The sequence below is a fragment of the Fictibacillus sp. EA-CB0309 genome (assembly GCF_055814265.1).
Genome location: NZ_CP169271.1, coordinates 706,877 through 719,519 on the forward strand (window position 1 = coordinate 706,877; position 12,643 = coordinate 719,519).

General features: G+C 39.3%; 13 protein-coding genes and 1 pseudogene. 12 read left to right on the top strand and 2 right to left on the bottom strand.

Annotated features, from left to right (window positions below; genetic code table 11):
* Positions 1-29: 29 nt before the first annotated feature.
* From ACEWFH_RS04060 to ACEWFH_RS04075, 4 genes are all read left to right on the top strand, one after another.
* The gene (locus ACEWFH_RS04060) at positions 30-764 is read left to right on the top strand and encodes a serine hydrolase (protein WP_473726216.1); all 735 of its coding nucleotides are present in this window, start codon (positions 30-32) and stop codon (positions 762-764) included.
* 391 nt (positions 765-1,155) lie between these two features.
* Positions 1,156-1,410, top strand: coding sequence for a hypothetical protein (locus tag ACEWFH_RS04065; RefSeq protein ID WP_473726217.1), 255 nt, complete (start codon positions 1,156-1,158; stop codon positions 1,408-1,410).
* Between the two features lie 360 nt (positions 1,411-1,770).
* Positions 1,771-2,700, top strand: a complete 930-nt coding sequence (locus ACEWFH_RS04070; protein WP_473726218.1) for an O-antigen ligase family protein — start codon at positions 1,771-1,773, stop codon at positions 2,698-2,700.
* Complete coding sequence (locus ACEWFH_RS04075) at positions 2,682-2,825, top strand: hypothetical protein (protein WP_473726219.1); 144 nt, start codon at positions 2,682-2,684, stop codon at positions 2,823-2,825. Before ACEWFH_RS04070 ends, ACEWFH_RS04075 begins: the two co-directional genes overlap by 19 nt.
* A 31-nt stretch (positions 2,826-2,856) precedes the next feature.
* Here the strand turns inward: ACEWFH_RS04075 and ACEWFH_RS04080 are convergent, their stop codons facing one another.
* Complete coding sequence (locus tag ACEWFH_RS04080; RefSeq protein ID WP_473726220.1) at positions 2,857-3,351, bottom strand: hypothetical protein; 495 nt, start codon at positions 3,349-3,351, stop codon at positions 2,857-2,859.
* A gap of 566 nt (positions 3,352-3,917) precedes the next feature.
* Here ACEWFH_RS04080 and ACEWFH_RS04085 point away from each other — a divergent pair.
* From ACEWFH_RS04085 to ACEWFH_RS04110, 6 genes are all read left to right on the top strand, one after another.
* Positions 3,918-5,195 (top strand): ABC transporter substrate-binding protein, encoded by a 1,278-nt coding sequence (locus tag ACEWFH_RS04085; protein WP_473726221.1) that lies wholly within the window; start codon positions 3,918-3,920, stop codon positions 5,193-5,195.
* Positions 5,196-5,328: 133 nt separating this feature from the next.
* Positions 5,329-6,009 carry a carbohydrate ABC transporter permease gene (locus tag ACEWFH_RS04090; RefSeq protein ID WP_473726222.1) on the top strand — a complete coding sequence of 227 codons (681 nt, stop codon included), beginning with the start codon at positions 5,329-5,331 and terminating at the stop codon, positions 6,007-6,009.
* A gap of 2 nt (positions 6,010-6,011) precedes the next feature.
* Entirely contained in the window at positions 6,012-6,224 is a 213-nt protein-coding gene (locus tag ACEWFH_RS04095; protein WP_473726223.1) for a hypothetical protein, read from the top strand.
* 13 nt (positions 6,225-6,237) lie between these two features.
* Positions 6,238-7,068, top strand: coding sequence for a carbohydrate ABC transporter permease (locus tag ACEWFH_RS04100; protein ID WP_473726224.1), 831 nt, complete (start codon positions 6,238-6,240; stop codon positions 7,066-7,068).
* A gap of 67 nt (positions 7,069-7,135) precedes the next feature.
* Positions 7,136-8,086, top strand: a complete 951-nt coding sequence (locus ACEWFH_RS04105; RefSeq protein WP_473726225.1) for a glycoside hydrolase family 43 protein — start codon at positions 7,136-7,138, stop codon at positions 8,084-8,086.
* 32 nt (positions 8,087-8,118) lie between these two features.
* Positions 8,119-9,102 carry a LacI family DNA-binding transcriptional regulator gene (locus tag ACEWFH_RS04110; RefSeq protein WP_473726226.1) on the top strand — a complete coding sequence of 328 codons (984 nt, stop codon included), beginning with the start codon at positions 8,119-8,121 and terminating at the stop codon, positions 9,100-9,102.
* Between the two features lie 471 nt (positions 9,103-9,573).
* Here ACEWFH_RS04110 and ACEWFH_RS04115 read toward each other — a convergent pair.
* Positions 9,574-10,619, bottom strand: a pseudogene (locus tag ACEWFH_RS04115) (family 43 glycosylhydrolase).
* Between the two features lie 224 nt (positions 10,620-10,843).
* Between ACEWFH_RS04115 and ACEWFH_RS04120 the strand changes: the two are divergent.
* Positions 10,844-11,443, top strand: coding sequence for a sugar-binding domain-containing protein (locus ACEWFH_RS04120; RefSeq protein ID WP_473726227.1), 600 nt, complete (start codon positions 10,844-10,846; stop codon positions 11,441-11,443).
* 35 nt (positions 11,444-11,478) lie between these two features.
* Positions 11,479-12,639 carry a glycoside hydrolase family 2 TIM barrel-domain containing protein gene (locus ACEWFH_RS04125; RefSeq protein ID WP_473726228.1) on the top strand — a complete coding sequence of 387 codons (1,161 nt, stop codon included), beginning with the start codon at positions 11,479-11,481 and terminating at the stop codon, positions 12,637-12,639.
* Positions 12,640-12,643 lie beyond the last annotated feature (4 nt).

Below are 12,643 nucleotides of genomic sequence, written 5' to 3' on the forward strand. Positions count from 1 at the left end.
AAATGTAAAATACATTAAGGAGTTTACCAATGCATAGCGGATTAACTTTTTTGAAACGATCATGTGTATTTATCTTATTAATATGTTTCATTTCCATGCCTGTTGTTCAACATGCAAGTGCAGCAACGGACCCTATCCTTACATACATAAAAAAGCAAAAGGGTACGATTTCCTATCAATATGTGAATCTGAAAACAGGTAGGAAGGTGGGGTATAAAGCGACAAATCAATATCGCGCAGCAAGTACGATCAAGCTTCCTTTAGTTCTTTATGTGTATGAATTAGCCAGTCAAAATAAATTGAATCTCAATGAGAAGCTGACGTATAAAAGCTATCATTATAACGGTGGCAGTGGCGTCATCCAGAATCATAGAGTCGGATCGAAGTACACGATTCGCAAACTCGCGGAGTATGCCTTCGTACATAGTGACAACATTGCCTTCGTTATGCTCCGTGAAAAAGTAGGAAAGCAAAATTTTATTAATTACACCAAAAAACTGGGGTCTAAAGGGGCATATCCAGGCGGTCAAAACCTGACGTCCGCTTCCGATCTAACCCTATATGCAAGCAGACTTTATGCGTTTGCCGAGAAAAATGAACTAGGGAAAGAATTGGTTTCGTATCTAACTCGCGCTGTGTATCGATCAACGATTCCAAAGGGAATACCAAATGTGAAAGTGGCGAACAAAGCAGGCTTAATTCCTATGAATCTCGTATACAACGACGTAGCGATTGTTTATGAAAAAATGAACCCTATGTCTTAGCGATCATGACAAACGGAATTTCTTATGAAAAGTCGCAAAAAATAATAGCTGAGCTCTCAGGAGTTATTCATAGAGAGCATTTGAAACGGGTTAAATCTACTCCTTTAAAAGCGGCCAGCATAAAGGTGGTTAATAACAAAGGGACAGCGGACCTTATTACAATTACTAGCCTATCAAAAGGGGATGTAGTGAAGGTTTTTAATGCGAATTCTGGTGGCAAGCTGCTCACTTCAAAACAAGCATCGGGCTCTTCCGTCACGTTATCATATAACCAGTTAGGAGTGAAAAAGGTAACATTTTCGTATCCGTAGTGAAGTCTGGTTACGCCGAAAGTAAGAGAGTTTCAGCAGCCTATTCTGGCGAACCATCAGAACCTCTTCGTGCATCCGATGTGAAAATTATCAATAATAAAAACAAAGCAGATGCGATCTTCATCTCGAACATAAGGATTGGAGATTTCATTAGAGTATATAACGCATCTAAAGGTGGAAAACGCATTGCTTATTCAGGTCCTGTAAAGAGTTCAAGCATAACGATTTATCCGAAGCAATTAGGAACAAGTGCAGGATTTGTTTATATCTCAGTCACCCATACTGATAGGGCGGAAAGCGGCAGGACAGCGATTCGTTATGGTGAAGAAAAATAGTGATATCAACAAGACAGAGTTGAGTGCGCTCTGTCTTTTTTGATTATTAAAGAACGTTAAGAGTTTATTAGTTTTATGTAAATTTAAGAATAAAACCTCTTCTTTTTAGTATGATGAGTTATTATGTGAATCTGAAATGTTGAAGAGGTTCTTTATGACTAAATCTAGCTTGAGGAAGTACTATTTTGAAATAAGCCTTTTTCTCAGTTTAGTTGTCCCGCCAGTAGGAATTTTACTTTTGTTGTTTACGGGTTGGTTTCACTTGCACCAAGTTTGGAGAAAAGGGCAGCGAATTAAGGTAACGCCAGGGCTTTTTTGCTTAATTGTATGTTCATTTCAACCATATGTGCAGCGATCGCAATGAACAATTATTCCTTCTTCTTGGTTTCCGCACTTATTCTGGCTTATATGGGCATGTATATCAAAATGTTAAACAACCGTTTAAAAATGTTAGCTGCATTTAAATGGGCAACGATTTTTTGTGGTATCTATTTTTATTGTCTTTATCCTTTTCAGAAGTTGTTAATGGAAATGCCGGTATTTAGTTATATGACGGGAACAGTACTAATTGGAGCGGCTGGTATCGATCTGCAAACTTATACGAGACTGATTGGGTCGACGTACAATCCCAATTTTTCAGTCGCGATCTTGCTATTGGGTTTGTCATTTCTGTTGGCTGAATGTTTAAAAAGCCTTAAGGAATCCGCGTCCTTTTATAAATTAGCCATGCAATTGACGGCTGTCTGTGTGTTCGTACATGCAATTTTTTTAACGGGCTCCAAAGCTGGTTTTGTTAGTATGCTTATCATTTTCATTAGCTTTTTAATTAGATGGAACAAGTGGATTTCTATTGTTTTTAGTATTTTAATGGCAGTGAACATTTCTTTAATTACGGATTGGATGCCAAGAAGTGAGCAGCTGATCGAATCTGCAGCATTAAGAAAAGAGATTTGGAAGAATTCTTTTACCATTTGGCAGGAACATTCGTTATTTGGTACAACTCCTATAGGTTTTTACAAGGAGTATTCTTCTCTTTTTCATGAACACGTGCCTCATGCGCACAACATGATCTTAGGAGTATTTACGGAGTACGGTGCTTTAGGAGGAATAGCTCTTCTTTTTGTTATTTTTATCAACGGTTATAAGGTGATTTATCTTTACTTCTCTCAGTCAAAGAATAAGATCCACCTGAATGTGTTTTTGTTTTCCGTACCTGTAATCCTTTTGACAGGTGTTTTCGATTATGTATTGTTTTCCCGCAGGTCGCCTTTTTGGCAATCATACTTCTAGCATCTTGGGAAAAGTATACGGCAAAGGTAACGCTAGTGAATCCGCGGTTGGGTGAGCTTGCTATAGGAATGATGAAGAAACACTCTTTTAGAGCTTCTAAAAATAAGAAACCACTAAGAAGATGAAACCCCTCATAATTTGTGAGGGGTTTGCTGTTTATTTTTTCTCCTCCAACTTCACATCATTTTCCTTTGCCAACTTTTCAACATCTGTCTTGTATTCACGCATCATTTTGCGCGCAGTATTCAGTTTCTCGTTCGCTTCATTAATTAAGGTGCTGTCCTGGTTTTCAATGGCCGTCACGATCTGTAGAAAAGCACTTGCTTGGATATTGGCCGCCTCAATATAATCTTCGTGAATTTTTCGCAGCTCATCTGTTTCAATTTCCACGGCTTCCAGGTCACTAATAAACGCGTTGTACTCGGGTATGATCTCTAATTTCAGCGCATCGTACAGGGTGTAATCATCAGTATAGTTCATGCCGGTCACATCTGCATATTTTTCTACAATCTTAGTCTCGTCATCACCCAGTTTTGGCATCTGTTCGTTTACATAGTTTAGCAGGTCATCCTGAACGGGATCACCGCACCCTGACAGGATCAAAATGAACATGAGAATACTCGCTAACACGCATTTTTTCATTAATTTCATCAGCCACCTCCCTCAACCACTGTATTCATGGTAAAAATTGTCCTATGACTGGGGTTTTTTGATGTGATTTTCGTAGGCGGAAGGGGTGGTGCGCGCAAAATTAATATAGCTGCGCGTGAAAGTGCGGCAGCTGCGCGTGAACAAGGGGAAGGCGCGTGGAAGTGAGGGAGAACCGCCCGTAAAACGCTGTGCACTGCGCGAATGTGTGTAACAGATATAAGAACACGTACAGTAAAAGAAAGAAGTTCACAGCCCTCACTGTTTTTTCTTATTTCAAAAGTAGATATACGCTGGAAAATCCTCATGGCATGTTCCAAGTGTACGCCATCTCTTCTACAGTTAGGCACCGGTTCTATAACCACGGAAAAGGAAAAATATGTGATACTCATGTCTTAACTGCATTCCGAACTGAGTTCAGTTAATTTTAAATATAGTGGACGTAAAAAGTTTTAGTTAAAATTTTAGTAAAAACAATTGACTGGAAATTATCTGTGGTTTACTATTTTATTGAAGGCGCTTTCATACTGGTGCTTAAATAAGAGGGTAAGTGAAAGGGGAAACGATTCATGAAAATTACAAAGTATTTAGCTTTAGTAGTTTCAGTTTTTCTGTTGCTAGCAGGTTGTTCAAGTGGCTCATCTTCTTCTGATTCTAAGAAGACCAAGGATGGGAAGATTAAGATTTCCTTTATCAATGGCTTTACCGGTGGCGATGGTGCTTATATGAAAAAGATCACTGAAGCGTTTAATGCTTCACAAGACAAATATGTGGTGACTGAATTACAAGAAAAAGACCACTATACGAAGTTTAAATCCGGAGATTATGATTTAGTTGTTATTCACGGGAACAATCTTGAAACATACAAACAAGATGGACTTATTCAGGATATTGGTCCGGTCATTGAAAAGGCTGGAATTAAGGAGTCAGATTTCCATCAAGCTGGATTGGATATTGCTAAGCTGGAAGGTGGAATGTATGCTGTTCCTCTAGATATTCACCCGTTAACCATGTTTTATAATAAAGATTTAACAGCTGAAGCTCCAAAAACATACGAAGACTTAAAAGCTCTTAATACAAAGCTTCAAGCAGAAAATAAAGATACTTATGCGCTAGGTGTTCCTTCAAGTGGTTTAGTTGAATTCTACATGCTTATGATCGCAGCGCAAAATGGCATTGAATTAAAAGATGGTGAAAAACTAAACTTTGCTCAAGAGGAATACGCGGATGCGTTAATGCAGTTCCATGATATGGTTTGGGAAGATAAAGTTTCTCCAGCCAAGCTGGGCCTTGATGGTGAATTCCAAACATTCATGAAGGAAGCGAAAGAAGGTAAGGCGTACCAAACAGCAGTAGCTCTTACTGGACCATGGTTCTATGGAGCAGCAAAAGAAAAGTACGGAGATAAGCTAGGGGTCGCTCCAATTCCTCAGATTGGTTCGCAGCTCGCGTCTTATGGTAATGCACATACGATCGCCCTTTCAGCGAAAGTAAAAGATGATCAAGTAAAAGAAGGTATTGCGGAATATTTGAAATTCATGTTCACACCTGAAAACCTTTTAAATTGGGCAGAAGGCGGACAAGCTCCGGTACACTTAGCAACACTTGAGAAAATCGAAGCAGAACAAGAAAAGTATCAGATCGCTTATCAAAACTCTAAGCAGTTTGAAAACTATGTAAATCCTCCGCAAGTTTATCAATTTGGAGAGCAGATGCGTTACATGAATGAGACAGTTTTTAGTAAATTAGTTACGACGAAAGATTTTACTAAAAAAGATCTAATGAAAGAGTTAGAAAAAGCGACAAAAACGGCAGAACAAATTGCTTCTACTGCGCCGAAAAAATAATCAAGAAAAATAGCATGAAATCAAATAAAGAGTGGCAGCGCCTTTACGGGTGTATTCCACTCTTTATTTATCATAATCAGGAACGAATGAAACATAAGTGAAAGGACAAGTGTTCTTTCGGATGGAGGGCAAAATGTATAAAGGAGCTTCCCATAAAATCTGGTCAGTGTCCATGGTATCCCCATTTGTTATTTTATTTTTAGTGTTTTGGGTGCTTCCGCTTGTACTAGGTATTTGGATCAGTCTTCACAATTGGAATATTTCTTCTGGGAACTTAGGATTCATCGGAATAGAAAATTATAAGTCGATCCTTACTCCTGGCACCCTTTACTATGATCTTTTTATGAATGGTTTAAAAAACACGCTGTACTTTGTTGTGATCAGTGTTCCACCACTGGTATTAATTAGTCTGGCACTCGCTTTGATCATTGACAATCTGCCAGGAAAATTCAAACCTTTGTACCGAACCATTTTCTTTATCTCTTATTCCATTTCTGTAACAGCCGTATCTGCTATCTTTTTATGGCTCTTTAACGGTAATGGCGGTTATATCAATCAAGTACTAGAGTCCGTAGGGATCATAAGGGAGCCGATCAACTGGCTCGGCGAACAGCCGTATGCCTGGATTACCATTCTGATTGCTACAGTGTGGTGGACGATAGGCTTTAATATGATGTTATTTATAAATGCATTGGATGAGGTGGATGCTTCGCTTTATGAAGCAGCAGATTTGGATGGTGCAGGAGCGTTTTCGAAGTTCATCTCTGTAACTTGGCCGCAAATAAAGAATGTTGCTTTTTTATCCTTATTATGACGGTGATTGCTTCCTTTAACCTTTATGGACAAACCAAACTAATTACTGCCGGCGGACCGGAACAGTCTACAAACTCACTAATTATGAATATTCAAACCTCTGTATTTGGAATGAATCAGCTTGGGATTGGCTCTGCAATGGCCATAATCATGGGGGTTATCATGATGACTATCATTGGTTTCCAATACTGGATTTCGTACCGAAACAAAGAGTAAAGGAAGTGAAAAGATGAAAAGATCAACACGAAAAAGCTTGCCGATCTTAATCGTGGCCACATTTATTGCGTTTTTGTTCCTATTGCCTTTGATCTGGATGCTGTTTACATCATTTAAAACGCTAAGTGAATCGATGGCGAGTGCAAGTATCTTGCCATCTGCCTGGACATTAGAAAATTATATGGGCATCTTCTCGTCTGTTACGGAAGCACCCATAGTAAGATGGTTGTTTAATACGGCCTTAATCACTGCAGTTGGTACAGTGCTCGTCGTATTTGTTGATATTTTAGCAGCGTACTCCCTTGCTAGATTGAATGTGCCAGGTAAGAAAGTGATCTTAGGAATGGTTTTTGCTGCTCTTGCTATTCCTGGAATCGTTACGTTGTTCCCGGCATTTTACATGTTTAAAACAGCAGGTTTGTTAGATTCATATATTCCGTTAATCTTACCGTATACAGCAAGTACCATGGGTGTGTTTTTAATCTACAACTTCTTAATCTCGTTCCCGAAGGATCTAGAAGAAGCGGCCTATATAGATGGAGCTACACAATGGCAGATCCTCTATCATGTTATCTTTCCGACGATTAAGCCTGTTGCGATGACGCTTGGTGTTATCACATTCTTAGGGATTTACAATGACTTCCTATGGCCTTCGCTCGTTACCAATTCAAATGATATGAAGACCATCACACTAGGTATTGCAACATTGATACAAGGCGCAAACTTCGTAAATCCAGCGAAAATGATGGCTTCAACGGTAATCGCTACAATACCTGCGATCATTGTCTTCTTAATCGCGAACAAATATATTGTTAAAAGTGTCACCAATACAGGTATTAAGTAAAAATCGTATAGGATCGAACAACAGTTTATTAATGCTGACAAAACAAATATAATAATGGGTGAGTATTATGGAAATAGGATTTCGTACGATAAAAACAGTAAAAACAGATGACATTCATATGAGAGATCCTTTTGTTTTCACTTGTACAAAGGAAAACAAGTACTATTTGTTTGGTACCACGTTTGCAGATGGCTGCGGAGACAAGGATCCGATTTTTGAAGTGTATCACAGTGAAAATCTGATGGATTGGGAAGGTCCATATGTTGCCTTTCAGCCTCCAAAAGGATTTTGGGGTGTACGGCATTATTGGGCTCCTGAAGTGTTTGAAATCGATAGCCGCTATTATATGTTTGCCTCTTTTAAAGGAGGTATTGGTGAACATCGAGGTACAGGGGTTTTAGTTTCCGATCATCCGGCAGGGCCTTATGTGCCGCATAGTGATGGACCGGTTACGCCAGCTGATGCTGAATGCCTTGACGGAACGTATTATGAAGATGGTAGTGGACAAAAGTGGATCTTTTATTGTCACGAATGGACGGAACTTTATGAAGGCAGGATAAAAGCTTTGCGTCTAAGTGATGATTTGAAGACCTCATATGGTGAACCGATTGAAATACTAAATGCAGCAAAGATGCCATGGATCCGCCATTTCGGAGATCCTCGCATTGAGAAGACAGGCTATCTAACGGATGCTCCATTCTTGTACCGTGCACAAAACGGAGAACTCGTCATGCTTTGGTCTAGTTATTCCGTTCCGAATTTTGGGGATGCTGGTCTTGGCGGTTATACGGTAGCAGTGGCTCGGTCAAGTGACGGGCGTGTAGAAGGGAAATGGACACACGATTCAAGCCTCCTTTTAGACCGGAACGCGGGCCATTCAAGTCTGTTCCGGGATCTTGCAGGTCAGCTTTATATTTGTACGCATTATCCTGACACACCTCATGGCAGTGAACGTCCTCTTTTTATTAATGTAAAAGAAATTGAGAGTGGTATTAAGATGCTGGATGATGAGAAATAAACTTTTTATGAATTTGAGAAGAGGTTAAAACGATGGCAACGATAAAAGATATCGCTGAACGAGTCGGGGTTTCCATTGCCACCGTATCGAGAGTACTAAATTACGATTCTAAGCTTTCTGTAGGTGATGAGACAAAACAGAAGATTTTTGAAGTTGCAGAAGAATTGTCGTATCGGAAAAAAACGACAAGAAGAACCGCGGCTTACAAAATCGCAATCATTCATTGGTACACGGAAAAACAAGAGCTTGATGACCTTTACTATATGTCGATCAGACTTGGTATCGAAAATCGCTGTGAAGCTCTTGGTATACAAGTAGCAAAGATGTATAAAGGCAGCGTCCAGCAGGATGAAGAGATCAACGGAATTATCGCGATAGGTAAATATAATAAAAGGCAAGCGGAAGAGCTTCGGCAGCAGACAGAAAACATTGTTTTTGTAGACAGTTCGCCAGACGATGATCAGTACGACTCTGTTCTTAGTGATTTTTACAAAGCGACTGAAAATGTTCTTCAGCGATTCATAGAAAATGGCCATACCAATATCGGGTATATCGGCGGCAGAGAGATCTATGAAGATCAAACGGAAGAAATTGAAGACCCGCGCAGAATATGCTTTGAAAAGTATCTTTCTCAACGAGGGCTGTACGATGAAACGAAAGTGTATATGGGGAAATTCTCAGTTGAAGATGGCTATGCCTTAACAAAACAAGCGATCGCTGATCACGGAGACAACCTTCCAACGGCATTCTTTGCTGCGAATGATTCAATAGCGATCGGTTCTTTAAGAGCTCTTCATGAAGCAGGTATTTCTGTTCCAAACCAAGTGAATCTTATAGGGGTTAATGATATTAGTGTATCTAAATACATTTATCCACCTTTAAGTACGGTTAAAATATTTACTGAGGTGATGGGTGAAACAGCCGTTGATTTGCTTGTTGAAAGGCTCGCTGATCGTCACATTGCCAAAAAAGTAGTCATAGCTACAAAACTTGAAATTCGGGGTTCTAGTACGTAGGAAAACACACAGTGGAATGTGTGTTTTTTTAATTGTTTAGTTTGCTAAACCAGTGGGTTACTATTCTTACGAAGTTTGGAGGTGCATTATGCTTGTTTTATAGAGTGAAAAGCGTAATTATGCTGCGATTTCTTCAAAATTTTGTGTTACCTCACTTTTTGTCATGTATAGGAGCTAATTTTGATCTAGAGAACTTCCTAAATCGTGTGTGGTGCGCGCGATTAGCCGTTTTGTGCGCGGGAATCGTTCATTTGCGCGTGTGAATGAAAAGAAGCTGCGCGTAAACTTCACTTAAGTGCGCGTAAATGAAGGATGGTCGCGCGAATTTGTAATAAATATAAGAACACGTACCATAACAACACAAACAAACTAACAAACAAACAAGGGTATAGGATTGCCGTCATCTCACCCTCACTTATCACCCCTCTCAGTTAAAATAAGCGGACCGTTCAAACACGGCCCGCTAGGTTTTTATTTCGTATCAATTGAAGGAGGGGTTTGTTTGCCTTCACCTGGAACAAGGTCGTTTACCGTTGGCCATCCGTCTTTCCAAACCATTGGATCAACCATAAGAGGACGTCTTGTTGCTCCGCTATCTAACTTAGGCTTATTTTTATCGATAGCATGATAGATGATCCAGTCCTTACCCTTATCATCAGAAATAATGGCATTGTGCCCAGGACCAACAAAATTCTTACCTTTTGATATAACGAGTGTTCCTTCAGAGGCAAGAATGTCTACACCTTTTTTGTCCAAATAAGGTCCTTTGATTGATTCAGAACGAGCGACAGATACCCTGTACGTACTAGCATCCCCTTCGCAGCACGATCCAAGTGAGCCGAAAAAGTAATAATAATTGTTCCGTTTAATAATATAAGGCGCTTCATAGGCATTACCCGCTACATGAAAAGGCTCGCCATTAGTTTTCATGCCATCTTCTGATAATTCAACTCCGTAAATACCATGAAAGCTTCCCCAAAATAAATAGGGAATTCCGTTATCTTCCATAAAGTAAGGATCAATGGAATTTTCTACACCAATTTCGCTGCTTCGGAAAACTTGTCCGTGGTCTTGGAAAGGACCTTCAGGAGAATCGCTGGTAGCAACACCTATTCCAGGATCGTAATCTCCCCAAGTGGATAAAGAATAATAGAGATAGTATTTATCCCTATAGTGTTGAATGTCAGGTGCCCATAGCCCCCTTGTTTCCATGTTGGACGGTCTTTGTCTGTGAATGCATTCCCGATGTATTTCCAATCTTTTAAATTTGAAGACTTAATGATTGGTATGTACTTACTTCCTTCACCGTCACCCCAATCGTCCTCAGTACCATAAGCGTAAAAGCTTCCGTCTTTCGCTCTAATAATGGAAGGATCTGCAATTACAGGTTCAAATACTGGATTTTTAAAATAATCTTTGCTGGTTTCGGGGTTCTCTGTGTTGGAGCAGGCAGTAGTAAGAAAAAAGGTGGCTGTAGCGATGGGGAGAATCATTTTTCCTAGCTTCAATCGTACCATCCTTTCTATTTATATATGATATAAAACGCTTACATTATCATTTTATAGGAAAGAAAATAAGCATTCAATGATTTTAGTTAAATATTTAGTTAAAATTTTAGTAAAAATATTGACGCTGTTTTACCCATCTACTACAATGAGTGTAAAGCGCTTTCAATATGTAGCAATGACAACTCCTCGATAAAGAAACGTAATAGATGAACCACTATAAAGGAGAGATATATATGATGCATCGTCAAGAATATCCGAGACCGCAGCTGGTACGTAAAGAGTGGCAGAATTTGAACGGAACATGGGATTTTACATTTGATGACCGAAACGAAGGAACTAAACAGAAATGGTACTTAAAAAATTCTAAAGCATTTGATAAAGAAATAAATGTGCCTTTTGCTTATCAGACAAAATTAAGTGGCATTTCAGATCCGGCCTTTCATGACGTCGTGTGGTATAAGCGAGAATTTTCTGTACCTGACAATTGGAGGGATCAAAGAGTTATCCTTCACTTTGGGGCTGTTGATTATCGTACATGGGTTTATGTAAATGAGAAATATGTAGGCTTTCATGAAGGTGGAAACACTAGTTTTTCTTTTGATGTAACAGACCAGCTTACGGACGGTACACAGACGATCGTGGTGAAAGTAGAAGATCCTTCAACAGATGAAACGATACCTCGCGGAAAACAATATTGGATAGAAGAGTCAGATGGTATTTGGTACACGCGTACAACAGGAATCTGGCAGACCGTCTGGTTAGAAGCTGTTAATCCTCTGCATCTATCCAAACTTCGGTTTACTCCTGATGTAGATCAAGGGAGATTAAAGTAGAGTTTGAAATCAATGGACACTTAGACGATATTGACGTGCAATTTGAAATCCAGTTTAAAGGAGAACGAATTGTAAAGGATAACGTCTCCATTCATGAACCTTATAACAGAAGGACATTTGATCTATATAATCATAAAATTTTTCGAACAGGATTCCATCATGACGGATGGAATTGGACACCTGAAAATCCAAACCTGTTTGATGTGAAAATTAAAGTTTTAAAAAATAATGAGGTTATCGACGAGATTGAATCTTATTTTGGAATGAGAAAGGTACATGCCGAAAATGGAATGATTTATCTCAATAACCGTCCCTATTACCAAAAGCTTGTACTTGATCAAGGATATTGGCCTGAAGGACTGTTAACCGCACCTTCTGATGAAGACTTAGTAAAAGACATTGAGCTATCAAAGAAATTAGGATTCAACGGCTGCCGAAAGCATCAAAAGGTGGAAGATCCTCGTTTTCTTTATTGGGCAGATCAGCTTGGCTTCCTTGTTTGGGGTGAATGTGCAGCATCACCATCATACAGTGAAAATGCCGCTGCGCGACTTACTAAAGAATGGATTGAAATTATTGAAAGGGATTATAACCACCCTTCAATAGTGGCTTGGGTACCTCTTAATGAAAGTTGGGGAATTCCAAATGTTCGTGACAATCACCAGCAACAACATCATTCACTAGCGATGTATCATCTGATTCATTCTCTGGATACTACAAGACTTGTTGTATCAAATGATGGGTGGGAGCTTACAAAAACAGATATTTGTGCCGTACACAACTATAATCATGGAAATAAAAATGAAACCGCAAAATATGAAAAATATAAAGAAGACATTGCGACAATCGACGGGGTGCTATCTTCTAAACCTGCTCGTCGTTCTATATATGCGAATGGTTTTGAACATAAAGGCGAACCCATTTTGCTTACAGAATTCGGCGGAATTGGCTTTAAAGTAGGAGAGGATTCAGGGTGGGGCTATACATCTGTAAACAACGCTGAAGATTTCATTGCTGATTATGAGCGTATCATGCAGGCGGTATACAGTTCTAAAGCTTTATTTGGTTATTGCTACACTCAATTGACAGATGTTGAACAAGAAATCAATGGTTTGTTGACGTATGACCGTAAACCAAAGTGTGAATTGGAACAAATAAAAAAGATTAATGATATGTGGCATCCAGGGGTTATCTAAGGGA

Coding starts and splice junctions, on each gene's coding strand:
- ACEWFH_RS04060 (WP_473726216.1), top strand. CDS start 30: ATGCATAGCGGATTAACTTTTTTGAAACGATCATGTGTATTTATCTTA.
- ACEWFH_RS04070 (WP_473726218.1), top strand. CDS start 1,771: ATGAACAATTATTCCTTCTTCTTGGTTTCCGCACTTATTCTGGCTTAT.
- ACEWFH_RS04080 (WP_473726220.1), bottom strand. CDS start 3,351: ATGAAATTAATGAAAAAATGCGTGTTAGCGAGTATTCTCATGTTCATT.
- ACEWFH_RS04085 (WP_473726221.1), top strand. CDS start 3,918: ATGAAAATTACAAAGTATTTAGCTTTAGTAGTTTCAGTTTTTCTGTTG.
- ACEWFH_RS04090 (WP_473726222.1), top strand. CDS start 5,329: ATGTATAAAGGAGCTTCCCATAAAATCTGGTCAGTGTCCATGGTATCC.
- ACEWFH_RS04100 (WP_473726224.1), top strand. CDS start 6,238: ATGAAAAGATCAACACGAAAAAGCTTGCCGATCTTAATCGTGGCCACA.
- ACEWFH_RS04105 (WP_473726225.1), top strand. CDS start 7,136: ATGGAAATAGGATTTCGTACGATAAAAACAGTAAAAACAGATGACATT.
- ACEWFH_RS04110 (WP_473726226.1), top strand. CDS start 8,119: ATGGCAACGATAAAAGATATCGCTGAACGAGTCGGGGTTTCCATTGCC.
- ACEWFH_RS04120 (WP_473726227.1), top strand. CDS start 10,844: ATGATGCATCGTCAAGAATATCCGAGACCGCAGCTGGTACGTAAAGAG.